Origin of the sequence: Mycobacterium sp., assembly GCF_025965855.1 — a bacterium.
Classification (GTDB): domain Bacteria; phylum Actinomycetota; class Actinomycetes; order Mycobacteriales; family Mycobacteriaceae; genus Mycobacterium.
The window spans coordinates 14,536-36,291 of the sequence record NZ_JAOPWB010000112.1; the positions used below are offsets into that span (position 1 = coordinate 14,536).

The 21,756-nt window shown below is 66.4% G+C and carries 24 protein-coding genes and 1 tRNA gene; 10 read left to right on the forward strand and 15 right to left on the reverse strand.

Going from position 1 to position 21,756, the window contains the following annotated elements; genetic code table 11:
• Positions 1-7: 7 nt before the first annotated feature.
• A complete protein-coding gene (gene phoP / locus JWP83_RS08210; RefSeq protein WP_297728357.1) occupies positions 8-727 on the reverse strand; it encodes a two-component system response regulator PhoP in 720 nt (239 codons plus the stop codon).
• A gap of 156 nt (positions 728-883) precedes the next feature.
• Here phoP and JWP83_RS08215 point away from each other — a divergent pair, with 156 nt between their 5' ends.
• A complete protein-coding gene (locus JWP83_RS08215) occupies positions 884-1,603 on the forward strand; it encodes a hypothetical protein (protein WP_297728360.1) in 720 nt (239 codons plus the stop codon).
• 29 nt (positions 1,604-1,632) lie between these two features.
• Positions 1,633-1,707, forward strand: a tRNA-Thr gene (locus tag JWP83_RS08220).
• A 118-nt stretch (positions 1,708-1,825) separates the two neighbouring features.
• Here JWP83_RS08220 and JWP83_RS08225 read toward each other — a convergent pair.
• Together JWP83_RS08225 and JWP83_RS08230 are read right to left on the reverse strand one after the other, a co-directional pair.
• The gene (locus tag JWP83_RS08225; protein ID WP_297728363.1) at positions 1,826-2,026 is read right to left on the reverse strand and encodes a hypothetical protein; all 201 of its coding nucleotides are present in this window, start codon (positions 2,024-2,026) and stop codon (positions 1,826-1,828) included.
• Positions 2,027-2,135: 109 nt separating this feature from the next.
• Entirely contained in the window at positions 2,136-2,624 is a 489-nt protein-coding gene (locus tag JWP83_RS08230; RefSeq protein ID WP_297728366.1) for a helix-turn-helix domain-containing protein, read from the reverse strand.
• 86 nt (positions 2,625-2,710) lie between these two features.
• Here JWP83_RS08230 and JWP83_RS08235 point away from each other — a divergent pair, with 86 nt between their 5' ends.
• The 3 genes from JWP83_RS08235 to JWP83_RS08245 are packed head-to-tail and all read left to right on the forward strand — an operon-like array spanning position 2,711 to position 5,928.
• On the forward strand, positions 2,711-3,868 hold the full coding sequence (locus JWP83_RS08235) for an acyl-CoA dehydrogenase family protein (protein ID WP_297728369.1): 1,158 nt from the start codon (positions 2,711-2,713) through the stop codon (positions 3,866-3,868).
• On the forward strand, positions 3,865-4,854 hold the full coding sequence (locus JWP83_RS08240; RefSeq protein WP_297728372.1) for an LLM class F420-dependent oxidoreductase: 990 nt from the start codon (positions 3,865-3,867) through the stop codon (positions 4,852-4,854). The genes JWP83_RS08235 and JWP83_RS08240 overlap by 4 nt, the downstream gene beginning before the upstream one ends.
• 57 nt (positions 4,855-4,911) lie before the next feature.
• Positions 4,912-5,928 carry an NADP-dependent oxidoreductase gene (locus JWP83_RS08245; RefSeq protein ID WP_297728376.1) on the forward strand — a complete coding sequence of 339 codons (1,017 nt, stop codon included), beginning with the start codon at positions 4,912-4,914 and terminating at the stop codon, positions 5,926-5,928.
• 162 nt (positions 5,929-6,090) lie between these two features.
• Here the strand turns inward: JWP83_RS08245 and JWP83_RS08250 are convergent, their stop codons facing one another.
• On the reverse strand, positions 6,091-6,321 hold the full coding sequence (locus tag JWP83_RS08250; protein WP_297728379.1) for a deoxyribodipyrimidine photolyase: 231 nt from the start codon (positions 6,319-6,321) through the stop codon (positions 6,091-6,093).
• 210 nt (positions 6,322-6,531) lie between these two features.
• On the opposite strand from JWP83_RS08250, the gene JWP83_RS08255 reads away from it, so the two are divergent.
• On the forward strand, positions 6,532-7,401 hold the full coding sequence (locus tag JWP83_RS08255; RefSeq protein ID WP_297728382.1) for a DUF4383 domain-containing protein: 870 nt from the start codon (positions 6,532-6,534) through the stop codon (positions 7,399-7,401).
• Between the two features lie 37 nt (positions 7,402-7,438).
• On the opposite strand, the gene JWP83_RS08260 is transcribed toward JWP83_RS08255, so the two are convergent.
• The 7 genes from JWP83_RS08260 to JWP83_RS08290 all read right to left on the reverse strand — a co-directional run bounded on the left by JWP83_RS08260 (position 7,439) and on the right by JWP83_RS08290 (position 15,558).
• Complete coding sequence (locus tag JWP83_RS08260; protein WP_297728385.1) at positions 7,439-8,797, reverse strand: PE domain-containing protein; 1,359 nt, start codon at positions 8,795-8,797, stop codon at positions 7,439-7,441.
• A gap of 113 nt (positions 8,798-8,910) precedes the next feature.
• Positions 8,911-9,762 (reverse strand): hypothetical protein, encoded by an 852-nt coding sequence (locus tag JWP83_RS08265; protein WP_297728389.1) that lies wholly within the window; start codon positions 9,760-9,762, stop codon positions 8,911-8,913.
• 9 nt (positions 9,763-9,771) lie between these two features.
• Positions 9,772-12,000, reverse strand: coding sequence for a hypothetical protein (locus JWP83_RS08270; protein WP_297728392.1), 2,229 nt, complete (start codon positions 11,998-12,000; stop codon positions 9,772-9,774).
• Between the two features lie 500 nt (positions 12,001-12,500).
• The gene (locus JWP83_RS08275; protein WP_297728395.1) at positions 12,501-13,280 is read right to left on the reverse strand and encodes an enoyl-CoA hydratase; all 780 of its coding nucleotides are present in this window, start codon (positions 13,278-13,280) and stop codon (positions 12,501-12,503) included.
• A 104-nt stretch (positions 13,281-13,384) separates the two neighbouring features.
• Complete coding sequence (locus JWP83_RS08280) at positions 13,385-14,272, reverse strand: MAP_0585 family protein (RefSeq protein ID WP_297728398.1); 888 nt, start codon at positions 14,270-14,272, stop codon at positions 13,385-13,387.
• A gap of 40 nt (positions 14,273-14,312) precedes the next feature.
• Complete coding sequence (locus tag JWP83_RS08285) at positions 14,313-14,780, reverse strand: lipoprotein LpqH (protein WP_297728402.1); 468 nt, start codon at positions 14,778-14,780, stop codon at positions 14,313-14,315.
• Positions 14,781-14,910: 130 nt separating this feature from the next.
• Complete coding sequence (locus JWP83_RS08290; protein WP_297728403.1) at positions 14,911-15,558, reverse strand: S1 family peptidase; 648 nt, start codon at positions 15,556-15,558, stop codon at positions 14,911-14,913.
• Positions 15,559-15,657: 99 nt separating this feature from the next.
• On the opposite strand from JWP83_RS08290, the gene JWP83_RS08295 reads away from it, so the two are divergent.
• On the forward strand, positions 15,658-16,146 hold the full coding sequence (locus tag JWP83_RS08295) for an SHOCT domain-containing protein (protein ID WP_297728407.1): 489 nt from the start codon (positions 15,658-15,660) through the stop codon (positions 16,144-16,146).
• A 30-nt stretch (positions 16,147-16,176) separates the two neighbouring features.
• On the opposite strand, the gene JWP83_RS08300 is transcribed toward JWP83_RS08295, so the two are convergent.
• The 3 genes from JWP83_RS08300 to JWP83_RS08310 all read right to left on the reverse strand — a co-directional run bounded on the left by JWP83_RS08300 (position 16,177) and on the right by JWP83_RS08310 (position 18,313).
• Positions 16,177-17,049 carry an alpha/beta hydrolase gene (locus tag JWP83_RS08300; RefSeq protein ID WP_297728410.1) on the reverse strand — a complete coding sequence of 291 codons (873 nt, stop codon included), beginning with the start codon at positions 17,047-17,049 and terminating at the stop codon, positions 16,177-16,179.
• A 61-nt stretch (positions 17,050-17,110) separates the two neighbouring features.
• Positions 17,111-17,287, reverse strand: coding sequence for a hypothetical protein (locus JWP83_RS08305; RefSeq protein WP_297728441.1), 177 nt, complete (start codon positions 17,285-17,287; stop codon positions 17,111-17,113).
• A 279-nt stretch (positions 17,288-17,566) separates the two neighbouring features.
• Complete coding sequence (locus JWP83_RS08310; protein ID WP_297728445.1) at positions 17,567-18,313, reverse strand: alpha/beta hydrolase; 747 nt, start codon at positions 18,311-18,313, stop codon at positions 17,567-17,569.
• 100 nt (positions 18,314-18,413) lie between these two features.
• Here JWP83_RS08310 and JWP83_RS08315 point away from each other — a divergent pair, with 100 nt between their 5' ends.
• The 3 genes from JWP83_RS08315 to JWP83_RS08325 all read left to right on the forward strand — a co-directional run bounded on the left by JWP83_RS08315 (position 18,414) and on the right by JWP83_RS08325 (position 20,917).
• Positions 18,414-18,656 (forward strand): hypothetical protein, encoded by a 243-nt coding sequence (locus tag JWP83_RS08315; RefSeq protein WP_297728569.1) that lies wholly within the window; start codon positions 18,414-18,416, stop codon positions 18,654-18,656.
• 8 nt (positions 18,657-18,664) lie between these two features.
• Complete coding sequence (locus JWP83_RS08320) at positions 18,665-19,048, forward strand: integrase (protein WP_297728448.1); 384 nt, start codon at positions 18,665-18,667, stop codon at positions 19,046-19,048.
• Between the two features lie 312 nt (positions 19,049-19,360).
• Positions 19,361-20,917, forward strand: a complete 1,557-nt coding sequence (locus tag JWP83_RS08325; protein ID WP_297728451.1) for an LCP family protein — start codon at positions 19,361-19,363, stop codon at positions 20,915-20,917.
• Between the two features lie 14 nt (positions 20,918-20,931).
• Here JWP83_RS08325 and JWP83_RS08330 read toward each other — a convergent pair whose 3' ends face one another.
• Entirely contained in the window at positions 20,932-21,723 is a 792-nt protein-coding gene (locus JWP83_RS08330; protein ID WP_297728454.1) for an SDR family NAD(P)-dependent oxidoreductase, read from the reverse strand.
• Positions 21,724-21,756 lie beyond the last annotated feature (33 nt).

The window sequence follows — 21,756 nt, forward strand, 5'->3', positions numbered from 1 at the left end:
TTCGTGCTCAGCGCGGCTCCCGCAGAACATAGCCCACGCCACGCAGGGTGTGCAGTAGCCGCTTCTCACCCGTGTCGATCTTGCGACGCAGATACGACACATAGGACTCGACGACGTTGACGTCGCCGCCGAAGTCGTAGCGCCAGACGTGGTCGAGGATCTTCGGCTTGCTCAGCACGGTGCCCGCGTTGATCACGAAGTAGCGCAGCAGGGTGAACTCGGTCGGCGAAAGTGACACCGGTTCGCCGGCCTTCCACACCTCATGGGTCTCCTCGTCGAGTTCGATGTCCGCGAACGTCAGACGGGCATTGCGCGGCTCGGCGCCGCCCTTGCCGGCGCGTCGCAGGATGACCCGCAGACGGGCGACGACCTCCTCGAGGCTGAACGGTTTGGTGACGTAGTCGTCGCCGCCCAGCGTCAGGCCGGCGATCTTGTCCTGCAGGGAGTCGCGCGCGGTCAGGAACAACGCCGGGGCGTCGATGCCGTCGGCGCGCAGCCGGCGCAGCACCCCAAAGCCGTCCATGCCCGGCATCATCACGTCGAGGATCACCGCGTCGGGGCGGGCGTCGCGGGCGCGGTCCAAGGCCTGGGCCCCGTTGGTGGCGGTGTACACCTCAAACCCCTGGAACTTGAGGCTGACGGAGAGCAGTTCGACGATGTTGTCCTCGTCGTCGACCACGAGGACGCGAGCCTCCGGTGTGGATTCGTTCGAGGTAGCCGCTGTCATGAGGTACTTCCGTCCTTTGTGTGAACGTTGCCTTTCCGATTATTGTGTGATTCCTGAAAGCTCGATGCCAGTCGTCTGCTAACAGTCTGCAAAGAATCATCGCATGAGCCTGGAACGATGCGCCTTCACCAGGGCTATCGCGAATAGACTCAAGGCATGAACCTCGCCAAAGGCATCGTGTCGCTTGCGACCGCTCCAGCGCGCGCCGGGCTTGCCGCCGCCGACGCGAGCTTGAACGTCGCCGCCACGGCGGTGGGGGTGGCGAAGCGCGCGCTGGGCGACGCCGGTGGCGAGTCCGGGACCAACGCCATGGCCGCCATGTTCGGCATTGACGACGCGATCACTCGCGCCAACCGGTTGGCCCGGCTGCTGGACGACGACGCTCCGCTGGGTCGCGCCGTGGCAACCGACGGGCCGCTGGATCGATTGCTGCGCCCCGACGGGGTGGTCGACATGCTGACCTCGGAGGGCGGTTTGCTCGACCGGCTGACCGCCGAGGGCGGCGGGTTGCAGCGCGCGCTGCAACCCGGCGGGCTGGCCGATCAGCTGCTGTCCGAAGACGGGCTGATCGATCGGGTGCTGTCCGAGGATGGGCTGGCCGATCGGCTGCTCTCCGAGGGCGGAATGGTCGACAAGCTGACCGCCAAGCACGGTCCGCTGGACCAGCTCGCCGACGTCGCCGACACCCTGGCCCGGCTGACGCCGGGGATGCAAGCGCTGGAGCCGGCCATCGCCACCCTGCAAGACGCCGTCGTCGCGCTCACCATGGTGGTCAACCCGTTGAGCAACATCGCCGACCGGATTCCGCTGCCCGGCCGCCGGCGTCCGTCGTCGCGCTCGGTGCGCTCAACACGCATCATCGAAAGCAACGAGTGACCGGTTAGGCTGGCAGCTTGACTTACCCGGCCTCCTTAGCTCAGTGGTAGAGCACTCGCCTTGTAAGCGAGCGGTCGTCAGTTCAATCCTGACAGGGGGCTCCAACCTCAACTGGGTTCCTTGCGGTCACGCCGGGCGGCGGAAATCGGGACTTCGGCCCCTGTGGGCACGAAAAAGCCCGTCCGCAGCGGTTCTTGCCGCGACTTTGGCGCCGAACGTCGACTAGTTGCGCTGAAATGCCTGAATCCCGACAACGACTCGACGCTCGGCGAACCGCTTTCGATTCCCGGACCGGCGAGGCAGAACGAAATCGTAGGTCAGGCTCCCGAGCCACGCCGAGATGATCGCCACCGGCACGTTGTGCTCCGGGTGCATGAGCGTGCCCCAGGTGTGCCGTGCGTCGTGCAGCCGAATGCGCTTCACGCCTGCCTTCGCACACGCCGCAGCCCCCCAGTCGGACACCGTGTCTGGGTGATAGCGCCGCCCCACAGGGGCGACAAGATGGCAAACCGGAATTCCTTTGCGTTGCAGATTAGGCGAGTTCGTCGGCGCCCAGTTCGGTGTGGAAGCCGGGACCGGCCTCGGGGGCGACGTTGCGTGCAGTGATCTCCTCGCCGCAATGCGCACAGGTGAGGCGGGGGTCGGCGATCTCGCCGCAGGCGTCGTGACGCAGGACGACCGGTGGGCCGTTCGGGTGCGGCAAATGCTCGTCGCCCCAGCGCATAAGGGCCACGATTGCTCCGAAGAGGTCGCGCCCGGCGTCGGTGAGCCGGTACTCGTGGCGCTCAGGATCCCGGGAGTAGGGGACCCGCTGGAGCAGGCCAACCTCGACAAGCATCCGGAGTCGGGACGACAGCGTGGGTCGCGGGATGTTGAGGTTGCGGGCGAGCTGACCGAAGCGCCGCACCCCGAAGAATGATTCGCGCAGGATGAGCAGCGTCCATCGCTCGCCGACCAGCTCAAGGGCTCGGCCGACGGACTCCGCTTCGAAGCGGTGGGACAGATCAGAGGGAGCAACCACAGTTCAATTAGCTTACTGGTTCAGTTACTGAACCGGTAGTGGTAACGTGACTGAACCACCTGCCACTTTGGGATTCCGAGGCCTCCATGAATCAGACGGACCTGACGACCGCACCGTTTAGTGGTGCGAACGAGATCGAGACGCTCGCCCGGCACATCGCTGTCGCGGCGAGGACGATGTCGGGCGCGATCGACAACGACCGCCGGCTCCCCGACGAGTTGGTGGTCCTCCTGCGGGACTCTGGGCTCCTGCGCGCCGGTGCGCCGGTGGAGGTCGGGGGGCTGGAGTTGCCGCCCGGGGTGGCGCTGCGGTGTGCGGAGGCGGTGGCGCGCGGCGACGCGTCGGCTGGCTGGTGCGTGTCGATCGCGATCACCAGCAGCCTGCTGATCGCCTATTTGCCGACCCCTAGCCGCGATGCACTCTTTGGTGACGGGCACGGCGTCGCCGCGGGAGTCTGGGCGCCGCGCGGCACAGGGCGCTCAGTGGATGGTGGCGTCGTGGTGTCCGGCCGCTGGCCGTTCTGTAGCGGGATTTCCCACGCGGACGTGATGTTCGCCGGCTGCGTGGTTGACGATCAGCGGGTGCCCTCTGTCGTCGCGCTGCACAAAGAGGACCTCGAGGTACTCGACACATGGCACACGCTGGGCCTGCGCGGCACCGGGAGCCACGACACGGTGGCCGATAAGGCCTTCGTGCCCGCCGATCGCGTGTTCTCGCTGTTCGACGGACCGATCCTGGACCGGCCGCTCTATCGCTTCCCGGTGTTCGGGTTCTTCGCGTTGTCGATTGCCGCGGCCGCGCTGGGCAATGCGCGCGCGGCGATCGACGACCTGATCGAGCTCGCCTGCATCAAGAAGGGGCTTGGGTCGTCCCGCTCGCTGGCTGAGCGCCCTGCGACCCAAGCGGCGGTGGCGAGGGCGGAGTCGGCGCTCAGCGCCGCGCGGGCACTGTATTACGAGTCGATCGAGGCTGGGTGGCAGGCCAGCCAGGACAGCGAGCCAGTTTCCGTGGGAGTGCGCAACAGAATGCGTCTGGCGGCAACCCACGCGGTACGGAGCTCGGCCGACGTGGTCCGTGACATGTTCGATCTGGCCGGCGGTAGCGCGATTTACGACGGCGCGCCACTGCAGCGACGGTTCCGCGACGCGTACACCGCCACCGCCCATTTCCAGGTCAACGAGGCGTCGCGCGAGCTACCCGGCCGTGTCCTGCTCGACCAGGCCGCCGACGTGTCGACGCTGTGAGGGGAAGTATCGAAGCCGCCCTGCCGTTCTGGCTTGATCGGCCCGATGAGGAGGCGCTGGACATCGCGCTGACTGCCCGTGAAGCGCAGTGCGACGCATTGTGGATCGGCGAAATGGCCACTTACGACGCCTTCGCTTTGGCCACCGCGGTCGGGCACCGCGCGCCAGGTTTGCATCTGAAGGTCGGACCGCTGGCCCTCGGTGTCCGCAGCCCGGTAACGCTGGCGCTCGGCGCATCCTCGGTCGCCTCGCTCACCGGCAGCGACGTCGACATCGCGCTGGGCGCCTCCAGCCCGGCGATCGTGGCCGGTTGGCACAACCGCCAGTGGGCGCACCACGCGTCACGAATGCGCGAAACCATTGAGTGTCTGAGGTCGATTCTGGCCGGGACACGGGTCGACTACGACGACCGGCATGTTCGCAGTCACGGTTTCCGGCTGCGAAACCCACTGCCGGACACAAGAATCGCGGTAGGCGCGTTCGGGGTGGCAATGACACGAGTAGCGGCACGGCACGCAGATGAGGTCGTGCTCAACCTCGTTCCGCCCGCCAGGGTCGCCGACATGCGGGCCTTCATCGACGCCGAGGCCGCCGCGGCCGGCCGCATCCCACCGCGCCTGACGGTCTGGGTTCCGGTCGCAGTCAATCCCGGCGACGCGGCGCACGGCCAGCTGGCTGCCCAGCTGGCCGTCTATCTCGCCCCTCCTGGATACGGCGAAATGTTCAGCGAGCTCGGCTTTCTCGACCTCGTCCAGCGGGCCCGCGCGGGCGCCCACCGCCTCGAGGTGGCGGCGGCGATTCCCGTCGAACTGCTCGACCAGGTGTGTGCCCTGGGTTCCGCTGATCGGGTGGCCGCGCGCCTGCAGGCCTACCACCGGGCCGGCGCGGACAGCGTGGCGATCGTGCCCTCGACAGCCCAGGACCCCGGCGGGCGGGTGGCCCTGCGTGCGGTTGCGGCCGCCCGAACCGAACATCGCGAGGTTTAACGCGACATTCCCCCGGACGTTTCCTACTGAGCGACAACCCGAACAGGAGATTGCATCGTGACGCTTGTGAACAGCCAATGCCGTCTGGCAGCGCGGCCCGTTGGCCTGCCCAAGCCCGCTGACTGGAGTTTCACCGAGGGGCCGGTGCCGAGTCCGGCCGACGGAGAGCTCCTCGTGCAGGTGGACTACCTGTCCATTGATCCGGCGATGCGCACCTGGATGAACGCCGGTCGTTCCTACGTGCCGGCCGTCGAGATCGGCGAGGTCATGCGGGCCGGCGGCATCGGACGCGTGATCGAGTCGCGTCACCCGGGCTTCGCGGTGGGCGAGGACGTGTACGGCGTCTTCGGGGTCCAGCGCTACGCGCTGTCAGACGGGCGCGGCGTGACCCCGGTGGACACGACCCTCGCGCCCGCCCCGGTACATCTGGGTGTCCTGGGCATCGGCGGCCTGACCGCCTACTTCGGGCTGCTCGACGTCGGCCGACCCGAGCCCGGTCACACCGTCGTGATCTCGGGCGCGGCCGGGTCGGTGGGCAGCGTTGCCGGGCAGATAGCGCGGATCAAGGGTTGCCGGGCGATCGGCATCGCCGGCGGCCAGGAGAAGTGTCGCTGGCTGGTCGAGGAGCTCGGGTTCGACGCCGCTGTTGATCACAAGGCCGGCGATTTGCGGGCGCAGCTGAGAGCGCACGCTCCCGACGGGGTCGACGTGTTCTTCGACAATGTTGGCGGCGAGGCACTCGAGGCGGCGCTGGCTGGGCTTGCCCGTGGCGGTCGCATCGTGCTGTGCGGCGCCCTTTCGCAGTACAACGCGACCGCCGCTGCGCGCGGACCGGCCAACTACATGCAGCTGCTTGTCACGCGCGCGTCGATGACTGGCTTCGTGATCTTCGACTACGCCGATCGCTACGCCGAAGGCGTTGGCCAGCTGGCGAAGTGGCTGCACAGCGGCGAGCTACGCTCACGCGAGCACGTTGTGGGCGGCGACGTCGGCGACTTCCCGGAAGTTCTCCTCGAGCTCTTCGGCGGCAAGAACACCGGCAAGCTGGTACTCGCGCTCGACCGCGATCGCTAACGACGCATAGTCGGCCGTTTGGTACTGCCCAAAAGGGGGTGTGAAGGTTCGGGTGGGTGGTAGGTGCCGTCCAGACATTCGACTTGATCGCGCCGAATGCATCTGTGTCGCAACGCTTCCTCGAGACCACCCCGGGGCGGCCTTAAATGCGTCCGTGGATGATCACGACTTCTTCGATGGAATAACGATGACGACTATCAGCGTGAGGATTGAAAAGAACAGTCCGAGAATGCCCCAGCCAAGGGCGCTGCGACCCTTCATGCCGGCGATTACGGCGCACACGATGGCAGCGATGATGCTTCCGATCGCGACGAAGATGCCTTTGATTCCCTTGAGGATGATGCCTGCGGCCTCGGGTTGTTGTGCCGCTGCAAGGACAACGCTGTGCAACATGATGCCTCCTCCATGAACGACACAGTCTCGGCGTGCGCCGATCTCACTGCATAGGTACCCAAGCGGGCGAGCAATCAAGCCAGCAGTCAACTGACAAATGGTTACAGAACGCCGCCGCCAGCTCCGTAGATGGCGGGCCGAACCACTGGAGTAGTCCGGGCGGTAGCGGGTAGCCGATGCCAAGGGATTGTTCAGACTGGAGGTTTCGCGATGCCGGTTACAGCGGGCCACGTTCCCGGGTTGACGTCGGGGTTGCGCAGGGTCCGGACGGACCCAAGGCGTTTCCACAGCGGGCGCTGGTTCTTGTTGGCCGAGGGGGTGCTGGTGAGCGCCTTCGGCATTGCCGGGCTGGTCTCGGCGATGCTGCACCCGCATGCCGGGACCACCGGCGCTCCGGTTCTCGGCCTGGCATCGGCTCCGGCGCACAGCAGCATGCTGCTGGCCTTTGGGGTGGTGGCCATTGCGGCGGTCGGCAACCGCCGCATGGCAGTAACCGTTACCGCGCTGAGTGCGGTGGCCTACACGATGCTGTTGTTTTTCAGTAGTGTCGCCACGGCGCGCAGGATGCCGACGCCAATGGGGTTCCACGCTGCTGACATCTTGCTGCACGGTGCGCTGGCGGTGGTCAACCTCGGGCTGCTGATGTGGCTGATTCCCGACGAGTTGGGAGACGAGGCCTGGGCGCCGCGACGGCGGCGGGGTCGGGGCCGCGATGGGCGCCAGCCCCGCCCCTCCGACGCGGTCACCGAGTCGGCGGTTGCGTCCTCGGCCATTGTTTCGGCGACGAGGCCCGAATCACCCCCCGCGGCGGCAGCGCCGGACTCGGGCGCTCAGGCAAACCCACCCCAACATCCGGCCGCGCGCACGCAACCGAGCCAACCGGGCTCACGTCGCGCCCTTCTCGAGCAGTCGACGAACCAGGAAGCGAAAGAGCCCTCCGCCCCCAACGTCGAGAACTCAACACCGGTGAAGCGCTTCGCCGCTCGGGCGACAGATGCGTTGCTATCACGCGGCGGTGTCATGGCCGTGGCCGTCCTGGCAGCTGTCGTTGGCACCCTCGTCTGGATACGCCACCGCTGACACCGCCGAATCCTTCGCTAGTTGGCTTTCGCGGTCGCTAGAGCAGGCCGGTCAGTTCGGTCTCCAGCCCACTGACACTGGTGTTGGTCACGGCGTGGATCAAGTCCCGGGTCACCGCGATCGGAAAGTGGACCGTCGCCGCGGCGACGTCGTCGACACCGTTTTGAACTGCGGTCACGATCGTCGTGGGATCGCCGGTGCCCAGGGCGGCCCAACTGTTCCAGGCCGCGAATTGCGGCGCCGTGATCAGGTCGCGCACGTCGACGAACAACTTGGTCGGCAGGGTCGCCGGCCCGACCGGTATGCCGTCCCAGCTGGTCATCGTCCAGCCGCCCTGCGGGCTGCCCTGCACCACGACGGTGCCGGTGTTGGGCAGCGGATGGGTGAGCATGAGCAAGGGATTCGGGTTGTTGACGTTCATCAGGGTGCCGACCTCGATCGCGAATTCGCTCGAGTACGCGACGTCTGTGATCTGGCCGTTGCCGACGGAGACGACCGGGTTGGTCATGGCGGTGCCATACATCGTCTGCATTGCGTTGGTGAAGCCCTGGTCGAAAACGATCCCGTTGGTCGGGTTGGCGCCAGGGGCCAGCATCGGCACGATCGGGAATCCGAGCGTCCACGCGAGCGGGGCGACCAGATACAGCAGGCCCTGGGGGCTGATCTGGGCGGCGCCGTCGAAAACGCCGGCGCTGATCTCGTTGAGGCCCGGCAACGCCGGCACGATCCCGCCCAACGGAAAGGCGGTCTGCTGCGTCCTGATCAACTGCGACGCGAAGATTCCCGCGAAGGGGCCCTGAGTCTGGAGCGCGTTGCCGATGGCCACCGCCTGTTGCTGGCCCAGCACTGTGAGTGGCAATCCGGGCACTGCCGTGTCGATCAGGTTGGCCGCGTTGCCGACTGACTGCCCGTGGCGCACGAAGTCGATGACGATCGACTGCTGGTTGCCGCCGGTGCCGAACAGCGCCTGATCGATCGCGCGGCCGAACGGGCTGTTGGCCCAGGCCCCGCTGACCGTGTTGATCGGCGCGTTGAGGAAGGTCTGCAACTCACTGGAAAGCGTGGCGGCGTTGGCCGCGCCGCCCGGCAGTGGGCTCCCCTGCAGCGACGTGGCGACGGTCGCCTCGGTGGCCAAATATGACGTCGCCGCCGCGCTCAAGGTGCGCACGAACTGCTCGTAGTACGTCGTCGCCCGCGCCGCCGCGGCCTGAAACTCCTGGGCGTGCGCGCCGAACAGCGCCGCGATGGCCGCCGACACTTCGTCGGCGCCGGCCGCCGCCAGCTCGGTCGTCGGAACGGCCGCGGCCAGATTGCCGGCCGTCACGGCCGAACCGATGCGCGCGACATCGGCCGCGGCCGTCTCCAACATGTCCGGCACAACGAGCACCGCTGACATCGCCTTACCCCCCGGTCGGTTTTGAGTCCTAGCCATCATGGAGCGTCACGCGAGGAAATGAGGCCCGTTTCGACGAAAAGATTGCGGGCGCTACGGCACCGGGCGCGTTGTCCTCATTCGGCCCCGGCCGGGGGCCAGCCGGGGTAGGGCGGCAGCGTCGGGAAGTCGGAGCGCGGATGCACACCGTTGCGGAGAAATAGCCGGCGCTCTAGCGGGTCAGGTGCCGTGTCCACGCACGATCGGGCATCGGCGACCTCCGAGGGCCACCCCGCCGGATCGCTGTCTTGCTGCGGAACCGTGTCCGCGGCCATGTTGTGCCCAGTGATTCGCCAGGTTCCGAAGACATCGTCGACGGGGGCCGCGGCGGTTCCTTTCTGCGACGGCAGCGGCGGCGTCGGGGCGTCCCGGGGAGCAGTCATCGCGATCCAATGCACCGCAATCCCGGCCCCAGGATCGGTGGCGGGTAGCGCCATTTTCCACCCGTAGTTTCCGTTGCCGAGATCCAGCGCGCTGGTGTACGCCCAGTAGCACACCACGGCGGTCACCTGAGGGCCCGTCGCGTCGATGTGCAGGATGTGATAGCGGTCGGTGCCGACCAGTCGATCGCGCAGCGGGTGCCCGGTGTCGGGCCAGCGATCGCGGGCACTGTCCGGACGGCCCTCCGGCGCGTTGGGGGCGACGGCGCGAGTGAATCCGGGATACGCGTAGCCGATATCGCCGCCGTTGGACGCGACGAAGATCGATTCGAGATAGGCGCGGACCACCACGGCCGGTGCCGTCAGCAAATCGATCCCCGGCTCGGCGCCCCACACCGCCCGGATGTCGGAAAGCATTCCCGTCCATGGGATTTTCGGCGGCGGTGCGGCCGGGTGCTGATTGGTCCGGGGACCGCAGGCCGCTACACAAACACAAAGCGCCACAACGAACGTCAGGCCGGTGAAGCCGCGGAACCGCTTAAGGTTCATACCTTTTCCTCACGGGTTCGGTATTTGCGCCACGTCGTCGTACTGGTGCTGCATATGCGGAATCACTGTGCCATCGCCAAGTATTCCTTGCACCGCCCCTTTCAGCGTTTCGTTGTATTTGTAACTATCCGACGTCCCGCCGTTGCATTTGTATTCGTCGTAGGTGGCGATGTGCAACGGGCTCTTGGGGTCACCGGGGACGTCCGGTGCGAAGAATTCGTGCCCGAGCCCGATCGGGACGTGGTTGGCCATCAGCCCGTCGAGCACCTGCGAGTAGGCGGTGCTGTCTTGCATGTGCGGGATGACGACGTCGGGCGGTGCAGTCGACGATGGCGGTGCGCCAATGATGTCTTGCTTCAACGCATCTCCGCCCATGGTCAGCGCCGGACCACCGATCGTGCCGATCAGGTTGTAAGGCGGTGGCAGCGCCTTGCCCGCCAAACCCGCCACCGTGCCGCCGCCCTTGACCACGGCGTCATACGCCGACGTTTTGCGGGAGTAGGCCTCGGTCGCCTGTTGCTCGCCGTTGAGCCCTTCGGCGTGCACGGCGTTGTTCACGCCGACGTCGACCAGCGCCTTCAGGGTGGCCGCCTGCTGCAGATCGGCGTCGTTGGCGACGGCGCCCGGCACATGATTGGCGACGGCCTGTGCGTAACGGTTCTGGTCCTGCATGATCTGCTGCATCGCGGCGCCATTGAAAATGTTCGACGCGTCCTTGTCGGTGGACATCACCGAGAAAATGCCCTTCGCGTCGGGAAGTTTCGATTCCACGTCCGGGTTGGCATCCGGCGTGTGGAAGTACTGCGAGAGGTCGTTGGTGCCCCCGGCGATGTTGGAGACGTAGGGCGACAGCCCGGCCGCGAAAGCCTGTGTCAGCTTGGGATCGAGTTGGCCAAGGGTGTGGTGGCCCGGCAGATCCAGGAGTTCGTGGGCGTTCTGGCCGAGGTAGGCCGCGTAGGTTTGGGCGGTCTGCCCGGCGATCTGGGCTTCGGGCCCGGCCGCGTCTTTGGTCCAGCTGAACAGCGACCCGGCCGCGTCACCACCGTCGGACCACGCGTGGTGGGTGATGTTCTTCAGGAAGTCTTGAGTCGACTGGTCGCAGACGCCCTGTTGGTTGACGATCCAGTTGACGGCGGGGTGGTCCCGTCCGGCCGCGGAGAACACCGCCTCGACGGTCGGGTCGAAGGTGTTGCGCGACCAGTCCTGCGTCATGATCTGCGCGGCTTTGTGGAGCAGGTTCTGGTCGATCGCGGTGTTGCGCTGCAGGGCGGGATTGCCGTCCTTGACGATGTCGGCGACCGTGTGGGTCTGATCGGCGAACAACCAACCCGGCGCGTTGAGGGTCTCTTGCACGCTGTCCGGCAGCTGCTGGGCGCCCCCTCGCACCGTGTCCGAGCCCTGCTTGGCGCCAATCGTCAACGGGGTCCTGGGGAAAACGAGGTTCGGGTTGCTCATCAGCTGCCAAGAATCGCCGATCATGCCCTTCTCGGCGTCCAGGCGCTGCTCGGCGGTCTTGAGCGCATCGATGGACATGCCATGCTGCTGCGCCTGTAGCTGGCTCAACACCGAGGCCTGCTCGGCCGTCAGCGGAACCTTCCCGGCCAGCTGATCGGGGGAGATCGAACTCAGCACCCCATTGACTCGGGCGGCCGCCGCTTTGTCGCCGCCCAGCGCATTGTGCACGTCGCGTTCGGCGGTGTCGGGTGTCTCGGCCTCGTGGCCGTCGACACCCCAAACCCGGGCCGGGTCAAACCCATCCGTGGCCAGGGTTGACTGGCCATTCCGCAGAATCTGGGAGTAGCCGTCGCGGATCGAATGCAGGTGGTCCAGGGCTCGTTTGGTGACCTGTATGGCGTCGTCTTCGCACGTGTGAATGAAGGCATCAAGCGCTTTGTGATCGTCCGCGGTGAGTTTGGGATCCTTCTCCATCTCGACGGCCTGGCCGATCATGTCGTCGAACTCCTGCAACGACGATTCGAGCCCCGAAATCGTTGCCTTGCCGCCTTTTTGGGCCTCGGCCAGGGCCGCGGCGACCTCTTCGAGATGGGCCCCGACCTTGGGCAACTGCTCGGACTGGGCGTCCAGCGCCTGGGCGGTGCGCTGCACTTCGGCGGAGTCGTTGATCGGGTTCTCGCCGTTTTCGTGGGTCCAGGCCGCCTCGAAGCGCCGCCGCGCCTGGTCGAATGTCGCGTCGGCCTCCGCGGTGGAGCGCCCCGCGCCGTGAAAAGCCGTGGCCAAAGCCGAAATCTGGAAAGGGCGACCGACTTGCAGTTTTTGATTGATCGCCCAGGGGTCCCCCCCTGCCGCGGCGATCAGCGCAGCTTTGCTTATGTACCGAAGCTGCATACCACTTCCGCCAGCGATCCCCGCGCCATCTCCCACCCTTCCAAACTCGAGATAAGCCTACTGGCGCAGTGTTGCAGGTCAATTCATCGCATTGGAGCGCATCGGAGCGGAAATTTTCGACGGAATAGGGTTTCCGAATTCCACATTCGAATTCCGCACACGTTCAGTACGGGACTCGGATGATTCGGCGCGGTAATTGCCTACTCGCGCGCGGCCGACCCCAAGCTGAGGTGTTGGAAGCGATCTGGTTAGGCGAATAAGTTCGCGAGCGTAACGCCACGGCGAGAAAACGGCGCAGATTTCGCCGTGGCGTTACGCCCGCGAACCGCTACGTCCGAGATGGCGCACCTTGCCGGCGAGGCCGGATTTCGTTGCGAGCGTTATCTCGCTGGCTACCCCTTGCCTTTCTTCCGCGCGAGGAAGGCCCGCATGTGCTGTTGCGGCTCGCCGGTCAGGAACGCCAGACCGAATTGCTCGATGCTGTCCTCGATGGCCCCATGAACGGTCATGTCGAACCAGTTGTTGAGGAGGCTCTTTTGTTGGCGGACCGCGTGCGGGCCGAATCCGCTGAGCTTCGCGGTCAACTCGGCGATGCGGCGGTCGAGGGCGTCGGCTCCGACCACCTCGTGCACCAGGCCCCAGGTGGCGGCCGTCCGCGCGTCGATCGTTTCGCCCGTGAGCAGGAGCCAGGCCGCGTGCGAGGCCCCGATCAGCGCCGGCATCAACGCCGAATGGATCACCGAGGGGATGCCGACCGCCACTTCCGGCATTCCGAATTTGGCTCCCGACTCGGCGATCCGCAGATCGCAGGACAGCGCGACCTCCAGGCCGCCGCCGAGGCACCAGCCCGCGAGTCGGGCGATGACGGGAACGGGGCAGTCGCGGATCGCCTCGCACAGCCCCGCGAGCCGCCGGATGAACACTTCCGCGCTGGACCGGTCGAGGGTGACCATCTCGTTGATGTCGGCGCCCCCGATGAACGCCTTCTCACCGGCCCCGCGCAACACGACCACCCGCACGTCGCCGTGTTGGCTGACGGTGGCGAATGCCTGTGTCAGCTCCTCGATGGCGCCGGTGCCGACGATGTTCAGCGGTTTGGAGTTGATCAACTCGATGGTGACCACGCCGCCATCGCGGCCGAACCTGACGAATCGTTTTTCCGTCGTGTTCATGCGCTCTTCCCGACCTCACTTCTCGATGCGGGCCAACAGCTGAAGGCCGCCCCGACGCAGCCGGGGCGGCCTTCACAACTATGCCTGCGGGCTCTGCGAGGGCGTCAGTAGAGCGGAACCCATACGCCGAAGAACCAGTAACCCCAACCCCCGTAGTACCAGTTGAAGACCGGGAAAACGGTGAAGGTGTTGTAGTTGAACGGCGCGAAATCCCTACGGCCGTAATCAACGTCGCGCGGCGGCCCGTACCACGGGCGGTTCCACCCGCCGGGAGGCGGCGGGCCGTCCCAGCCGCCGGGAGGCGGCGGGCCCTCCCAGTTGGGCGGCGCGCGGTGCGGAGCCGGACCGTCGTTCCAACCCCATCCTCGCGCCGGCGGTGGCGGTGGCGCGCCGCGGCCCACGATGCTGAATTGGACATCCGTACCCGCGGGGCCGCCGATTTCCGCGCTGGCCGTGACCAGGTCTCGGCGTGGAACGTAGGCCGGATGGGGAGGCTGCGTGCTCGGCGGAGTAAGCGCCGGGCGCGCCCCCGGGCTGGACGACGGGGTGGTTTGTCCGCTCGCCGGTGCCGTGGTTTGTGCGCTCGGCGGCGTCGTTTGTCCGCCGGACTGGGTGGTTTCTGTCGTCGACGGCTCGCTGCTCCGTGTCCACGACGGGTGCGAGCTTTGAGTGGTCGGCGGCTCGGTGGATTGGGTCGCCGGCGGTTGCGTGCTCTGGGTCGCCGGCGGCTGGGTGGATTGGGTAGCCGGCGGTTGGGTGCTCTGGGTCGCCGGCGGCTGGGTGGACTGCGTGGCCGGCGCTTGGGTGCTCGGCTCATGCGTCTGCGGCGGGTTCTGCGGTGCCTGCGTCGCGCCGCCGCCGCCACCACCGCCGCCGTGGCAGTTCGGGCACGGTGGCGGAGGATCCAGTGGTGCGGAGCTGGCGAAGCCCGGGTTCAGCGCGGAGATGCCGAGGCCCGCCGCGACCGCGGCCGCGCTGACGATACGTTTCATAGACATGGAATGCGTCCCCTCTTGGGTGTGATCGCCTGCGCTACGGGCAGGTCACGTCCAGCTCAAATGACTTGGTTACCTGCTGCGGCTGCTGCGGATTGCTCATATCGGTGCCCGTCGCGGTGCCCTTGATCGCATAGGACTTGCCGTTGACCGCTGCCCCCGCGTTGCTGGCCTGGTTGGGGGCGGCGTCGGAAAATCCGAGCGCGACGCCGTTGACGCTGCCCAGTCCGACCGAATGGACAATTGGCGGATTGTCGTTGCTTACCACCGCACCGACTCCGGCCGTCGCGTCGCCGATGCCGATGGTGGTGACGCCGTTAGCCGAGTTGCATGTGACCTGGCCGGTGACGTTCTGGTTCTGGCCGTCGACGATGACTTGGGGGCCAGCCGCCGCCGGCGCCGAGCTCGATGATGCTCCGGTACTGGACTTGTTGCTCGAACAGCCGGCACACGCCGCGACCGCCACGGCCACGCCCGCTACACCAACCACGATCCCACGCCTCACTAATGCTCTCCCTCGTGTCGCTGGTTCGCTACCTTTTCGTTTACTGGCTCCTATGGATGGACGCTGCCAAACGCCGCCCGGCGGATACCCGTTCTTACCATTTGCAAACGTCGGTTCTCGCGCGGCGGCCTCAGGGCAGCACGTGCAGGCCCCACCTGCCGAGCAGTGGATTCACGAGCGCGAAGTACGTCGTGTAATCGTCCCCGTCGGGCGAAGACATCAGGAGGCCGACGGCGCTGACGGTGCCGTCGGGGTTCTTCACGAAGCCGGGACTGCCGCTGTCGCCGTTGAGGCTGTACACGCTGGCTTCGACGACGTCGCCCGCTACGTCCTTGACGGCACCACACGTCTCACCCGTGACCGCACCGATCTTGCAGAACGGCATGCCGACCTGAATCTGCGTAGCGCTCCACACATCCCGGACCAAATACGTGCCGCCGACGTGGCCCATGGGCGGGCCGACGTTCGGGTCAAGAAGGATGATCGCGGCGTCCCTCGTGTCGCCTTCGTGCTCGCTGGCTGTTATCCTGCCCAGCGGGACGTTATCCCCGTAGGTCCATGCCGAGCCGTCGCGAGCGTCGCAGTGCCCACTGGTCATCAGGAAATAGCTGCCGTCGTCACCTTGGGCAGCGAAACCGGCTGTGCACGAGCTATTTTCATCCTCGACCTTGATGCCCGGCTCCACGCCCGGATGCGCCCGTACCGGGTTCGCCAACGCCGTCGCGGCAATGACCACCGCACCTACCAGCCCCAGCCCCCGCAACCAACGCATGGTCACGCCGCCTCTCTTCTCGTGTAGGGCAGCATGTTAACAGCAGCAACTGAGTTCGCGCCGAGTCGTCTGCCGTAGGCTTATCCCGTTCGGAGCGGAGGATGCGTGTTCGGTATTGGTGGCCGGCGGCTCGAGCGGAAGCTACGCCAGCACGGAACGGCGGCGATGGCGACCGTGCTGTCCACGCGCCGGGCGATGTCCGGTTTCTACACGAACGACGATCCGTTTTATCAGAGCCCACCCACCCAAGCGACTCCGGATCTTTGGACGATGGCGGTAAGGGTGCAGCCCGACGGGGGACCGGAGTTCGACGCGACAATCGAGGCCTGGCTATGGCAGCGGGAGCGGCCCTGGCTGAACACCGTCGTGCCGGTGCTCTACGACCCTTCGGATCACCGCAAGGTCGTCCTGAATCGGTCGGCCGAGGCCCAAAACGCCGCGCAACAAGCGACTTTGGCGATGCGCGAGCAATGGTTGGCCGAGCAGGCCAGGAATCCGGTGGACCGGCTCACGGAACTCATGAATCTGCGCGATCGCGGCGTCCTCACCGCCGACGAGTACGAGGCTCAGAAGCGAAGACTGCTCGGACAGTAGGGAATTCGGAACCGATTAGGCCCCAGCGGGTCATCCGCCGACGTGGCGGGCGAGGAAATTCAGGACGGCCTCGGCGAAGATGTCGTTGCGGTCGCCGGCGACCATGTGTCCCGCGCCGCGCACGTCGGTGAACTCGACCTGTGGGAAGCGCGCGAGGAACTCGTCGGCGCGCTCCTGGCTGACCAGGTCACTCACTTGACCCCGAATCAAAAGCATCGGCACGCCGTTGCGCAATATCGCATCGACGGCCGTGTGCATGCGATCGGCGTCGGTGACCTCGAACGGGGGAAACGGCGCGGTGCCGCTGATGAACTGCGGATCCCAATGCCAATACCAGCGATCGCCGCGGCGGCGCAGGCTGGTGGTCAGGCCGTCGAGATCGGTGGGTCGGGGCCGATGCGGGTTGTATTCGGCGATCGCGTCCGCGACCTCTTCGAGTGACGCGAATCCCGATTCCACCCGGTCGGCCATGAAGCTGTGTATGCGGGTCGCTCCTGATTGCTCCATATCGGGCACGATGTCGACCAGGACGACCGCGCCGGCGGTGCCCGGCGCGAGCTCCCCTTCCAGCAGCATCGAGGTGAACCCGCCCAGCGACGCGCCCACCAAAACCGGCTGCGGCGGCAACGTGCGCAATACCTCCTGGACATCGGCGGCGAAGCTGACCACGCGGTAGTCGCCCTCGCTCGACCAATCGGATTCACCGTGACCGCGCAAGTCGATCGTGACGGCCTGCCAGCCACGGTTGGCCACGGCGGCGGCCGCCTTGGCCCAGGAACGACGCGTCTGCCCGCCGCCGTGCAGGAACACCACGGCACGCGCCTGAGCGTCGCCCAGGCGGTCGGCGACGATGCGAACACCGCCGGTTCCGCGGGTCGAGAATGTTTCCGGCGCGGTAGTCACCAGGAGATAGTAAGGCGCTCTCGAAATCTCCCGGCGTTTCCGTCGCCGAAGGGTTGCTGAGTCAGCGGGCACGTCTCCCGCCGGCGGCGGCCTTGTTGGCTCCGACGAACTTGGTTATCCGCAGGAGAAACCTGCCAAGGGCGCTCCCGGCGCGTTGGGGGTCCTTGATCCGGCCGAGAGTCTGCTCCCCCTCGACGGCGTAATCGTTGACCGTTTCGTCGCCTTCTTCAGCGCGCATGCCTCATCTCCATCTGTGGTCAGGTCTGTGATGGCGGCGTCTGACGCTCCGGCGGATCCGTCGGCGTGAGCCGCTCCGGCGGTTCTGCCGGCGTTAGCCGTTCGGGTGATTCTGCCGGCGTCAGCCGCTCCGGCGTCTCTCCCGGAGTTCCTGGCTCCGTGTCGATCATGATCGGTCCTCCATTCGGCTCAGAGCTGCGTACCCGCCGGACGCGCGTATCAAAACGATGCGGAGCCGAACGGCGAGCGCCCCTGGCCGAAAAGCGGCCAGAAAAGTGGTCTAGCCAACCGTTTCCCAGAAGCGCGTCAGAGCCGCCGCGCCCCGCGCCGGATCCTGCACCATCCACCAGTGGCCCAGCCCGTCGAGCACCTCGGTGCGGGCTCCGGCCCGGTCGGCGGCCCGGCGCCGGTTGTCGGCGACGCCGATGAATGGGTCCTCGGTGGCCAGCAGCGAAAGCCCCGGCCGGGCCGCGGCGTTCTGCAGTTCGCGACCGGCCTCGGCCATGGCGGGTTGGCGCGCCGAGCGGTACAACGACAGGATGGCCCGGCCCATCTCCGGCCCCTGCTCCGGGGCGATCAAGGTCGCGGTGTCCACGGGGATGCCCAAGGAGGCCATCCGTTCCGCGCGGTCCTCGACCGTTCCGCCGAGCAGCGTGTTAACCAGCTCTTCGCCGTCACCGGGCGTCTGCCACGTCTGCGCGAAGTCGTGCCAAACGTAGTCAGGGTCGAATAGCCCGACGACGTCGCTGACCCAGCTGCGCACGAGTTCCGGTCGGTGCATCACCGCGTTGACCACGTGGCCGCCGCCCCAGTCGTGCCCGACGAGGTCGATCGGTTGGTCGATCCGCGCCAACTCGGCTTCGAGCCAGTCGCGGTAGGCCAGGTAGGTGCCCGGAAAATCGTCGGGCAGCGGCGCTCCGAACCCCGGTGGCGACAGCAGCACCACATCCTCGCGGCCAAGGGCCTCGACCAGCGGCCCCCAGATGGCGTCGGTCTCGGGATTGCCATGCACCAGAACCACAGTCATGTCGAACATCCTGGCACGGCACGACGGTCCGGTGGCGGGCGCGGCCGCCGAAGCAAACGCTTACACTCCTTTGATGCATCCTGTGCCGATGAGGCACGCAGTGAACAACATCCCGCTTGCGGTCGGGCTACTTGTCGCACTTGTGATCGCCGTCCTCGCGATACCGGTCAAGCAAAGATGCGGTGCGCCGGGCCTTTACTGCGCGACGGCGCTGGACCCGCAGGGCAATGTTCACTACTACTACGAGGTCGAACCGCTCGGCGTATACCTCGCCGAAATCATCACGGGCTCAAATATCCGCTTCTATTTCACCTCGGGCGAAGACCTCGTGAAGGCGGGCTAGGAGGCGACATGTCCAGACACGCCGGCGCCGCAGCGACAGGACTGTTCGTGACGGCCCTGCTGATGTCGAGCGCACCCGCCGACGACGTGACACTCGTCGACGCGCGCCAAAGCATGTGCGGGACAAGCGCTTTCTGCCCTATCGAGCCCGCCCCCGATGGTGGTGACCAAGCCACAGCCGAGCAGAAGATCGCAGACGGCTACGTCAAGAAGCAGATCAATTGCACGCCGGAGCTGCCGCCCAACCCCCAGTCGATCACCTGGGATCCCCCCGGCTTCGCGCCTTACGTCGGCGGCTCCGGCGTCATCCACGATGCCAATCCCCAACTGGGCGGTCAATACCGGGCCGACTACGTGAACGGCAGATGGCACATCGAATACCCGTATTGCTGAATGGCATTCGGTCGCCCAAACATCGACTTCCGACGTTGGATGCCAGAGGGTCACGAAATGCGATCAATCCTGATACCGTCCCGAGACCCCCGCGGCGGAAAAGCTCGGCGATTGCGCCCAAAAGCGCTGGTAGCGGGCGTATCGAGGCGTTGAAATCCAGCCGCTCGCGCGGGTGAGCCTCCTTACATCGACCTGCTGAATTGGAGCGTTCACAGCAAGCTACCGCATACTTGACGGCATGCTGCAAGCGATATCACCGCAAACCGCTATTGCGGTACTGGGTGGTGCGCTGGTAATAGGACGAGGTTTTTGATGGAACGGTCTGGCGGTGCCCATCGTCGCCATCGTGCCGCTCCGCAACCGTCGCGTCTTCGCAAGGGACTGACGCGTAGCTTGATGACGCTGGTGTCGGTGGGGGCCGTGCTGATGACGGGGACGGGCTACTACGTGGCCCACGGCGCGCTGGGCGGCATCACCGTCTCGGACGCGCTGTCGCCGGAAGACCCGCGATCCAGCGGCGACAACATGAACATCTTGCTCATCGGGCTGGACTCTCGCAAAGACCAGGACGGCAACGACTTGCCCTGGTCGATCCTGAAGCATTTGCACGCAGGCGATTCCGACGACGGCGGCTACAACACCAACACCCTCATACTCATACATGTCGGGGCCGACAATAAGGTCGCCGCCTTTTCCATCCCCCGCGACGACTGGGTGGCGTTCAACGGCGTCCCCGGATACAACCACATCAAAATCAAAGAGGCATACGGGCTTACGAAGCAATACGTCGCGAACAAGCTCGCCAACCAGGGCGCCAGCAGCCAGAAAGAACTCGAGACGCGGGGCCGTGAAGCCGGTCGGGCGGCGACCCTGCGCGCGGTGCGCAGCCTGACCGGCGTTCCGATCGACTACTTCGCCGAGGTCAATTTGGCCGGCTTCTACGACCTGGCCCAAACCCTGGGCGGCTTGGAGGTGTGCCTGAATCACCCTGTCTACGACTCGTATTCGGGTGCCGACTTCCCGGCGGGCCGGCAGCGACTGGATGCGTCCCAGGCGCTGTCGTTCGTCCGGCAGCGCCACGGCCTGGAAAACGGGGACCTGGACCGCACGCATCGGCAGCAGGCGTTCATTTCGTCGGTCATGCAGGAGCTGCAGGCCTCGGGCACGTTCACCGACCTGGACAAGCTCAAGAGCCTGATGGCGGTGGCGCGCAAAGACGTTGTGCTGTCATCCGGTTGGGACGAGGACCTGATCCAACGGCTGGGCTCGCTGGCCTCCGGCGGCAACCTCGAATTCAGGACGCTGCCCGTGGTGCGTTACGACAACATCGATGGCCAGGACGTCAACATCATCGACCCCGCGGCGATCAAGGCCGAGGTGGCCGAGGCCATCGGGGCACCGCCGCCGACGACCACGCCCGCCACCACCGCGGCCAAACCCAGTCCTTCCACCGTCGTCGACGTGATCAATGCCGGCAGCATTAGCGGGCTCGCCACCGAGGTGTCCCGCGCGCTGAAAAAGCACGGCTACACCGCGGGCCAAGTGCGCGACCGCAATTCGGGTGAACCGAGCGCCACCACCATCGAGTACGGCGCCGGCGCGGAAACCGACGCACACAACGTGGCCACCCTGCTCGGCCTCGACGCGGCCAAACAACCCAACACCACCATCCAGCCCGGACACATCCGGGTGACCGTCGACACCAACTTCTCGATGCCGTCCCCGGACGAGAGTGGGATGGACGACACCACGACCACCACGACGACCAGCAAATCCAACACGTATTACTACAACGGCACCACCACGACCTATCCGACGCCCGATCAAGGAAAACCGATCGACGGCGGCGGCGTGCCGTGCGTCAACTAGGCGCGCGAAGTCAATTAGGCGTGCGTTCCGCCGTCGATGCGGATTTCGGTGCCGGTGATCCAGGCGCCGTCGTCGGACACCAGCATGGCGATGACGCCGGCGATGGCACTGGGCTCGGCCATCCCGGCGCCGCTGGATTCGACGGTCGTGGGCAGGATCGGCATGAGCCGGGGGAACAACGACCAGTCAGCGTCTTTGGGAATGTATCCCCCTGTCGCATCGGTGATTCCGGACTTGACGCTCCCCGGCGCCACGCATGCGGCACGCAGACCGTCCTTGGCGTATTCGAGTGCCAAAGAGTGGGTGAAGGCCTGGATTCCGCCCTTGCTCGCGGCGTAGGCGGCCATATAGGGATGGGCGAACGAGGCCGACGTGGAGCTGAAGTTCACGATCGCGCTGCGCGAATTCCCCAGTAGCGCCGGAAGCGCTTCGCGGACCACCAGAAACGTTCCGGTCAGGTTGACCCCCACGATCCGGTTCCACAATTCGAGGCTGGTCTCGTGCGTGTGCGCGGCGCGCAGAATGCCGGCCGCGTTGACCAGCGAATCGAGGCCGCCGAGTGTCCCGACGGCCCGGGCCACGCCGTCGATCACCGAATCCTCGCTGCCGACGTCCATCGGCACGGTGGTGAGGCGGTCGGCGATTCCGCCCTCGTCCGCGCCGGCCCGGGTGGCGGCCAGGCCATCCTCCGCGACGTCGGAGGCCACCACGGAAGCGCCCTCGTCGAGCAATCGCAGCGCGGTGGCCTGACCGATCCCGGACGCGGCGCCGGTCACCAGGATCCTCTTGCCCTTGAGTCGCTTCACTGCTTCTCCCGTCAGTTTGGCCCGCCCCACTAT

Coding starts and splice junctions, on each gene's coding strand:
- phoP (WP_297728357.1), bottom strand. CDS start 727: ATGACAGCGGCTACCTCGAACGAATCCACACCGGAGGCTCGCGTCCTC.
- JWP83_RS08215 (WP_297728360.1), top strand. CDS start 884: ATGAACCTCGCCAAAGGCATCGTGTCGCTTGCGACCGCTCCAGCGCGC.
- JWP83_RS08235 (WP_297728369.1), top strand. CDS start 2,711: ATGAATCAGACGGACCTGACGACCGCACCGTTTAGTGGTGCGAACGAG.
- JWP83_RS08250 (WP_297728379.1), bottom strand. CDS start 6,321: ATGTTGCACAGCGTTGTCCTTGCAGCGGCACAACAACCCGAGGCCGCA.
- JWP83_RS08255 (WP_297728382.1), top strand. CDS start 6,532: ATGCCGGTTACAGCGGGCCACGTTCCCGGGTTGACGTCGGGGTTGCGC.
- JWP83_RS08260 (WP_297728385.1), bottom strand. CDS start 8,797: ATGTCAGCGGTGCTCGTTGTGCCGGACATGTTGGAGACGGCCGCGGCC.
- JWP83_RS08265 (WP_297728389.1), bottom strand. CDS start 9,762: ATGAACCTTAAGCGGTTCCGCGGCTTCACCGGCCTGACGTTCGTTGTG.
- JWP83_RS08275 (WP_297728395.1), bottom strand. CDS start 13,280: ATGAACACGACGGAAAAACGATTCGTCAGGTTCGGCCGCGATGGCGGC.
- JWP83_RS08280 (WP_297728398.1), bottom strand. CDS start 14,272: ATGAAACGTATCGTCAGCGCGGCCGCGGTCGCGGCGGGCCTCGGCATC.
- JWP83_RS08305 (WP_297728441.1), bottom strand. CDS start 17,287: ATGCGCGCTGAAGAAGGCGACGAAACGGTCAACGATTACGCCGTCGAG.
- JWP83_RS08310 (WP_297728445.1), bottom strand. CDS start 18,313: ATGACTGTGGTTCTGGTGCATGGCAATCCCGAGACCGACGCCATCTGG.
- JWP83_RS08320 (WP_297728448.1), top strand. CDS start 18,665: ATGTCCAGACACGCCGGCGCCGCAGCGACAGGACTGTTCGTGACGGCC.
- JWP83_RS08325 (WP_297728451.1), top strand. CDS start 19,361: ATGGAACGGTCTGGCGGTGCCCATCGTCGCCATCGTGCCGCTCCGCAA.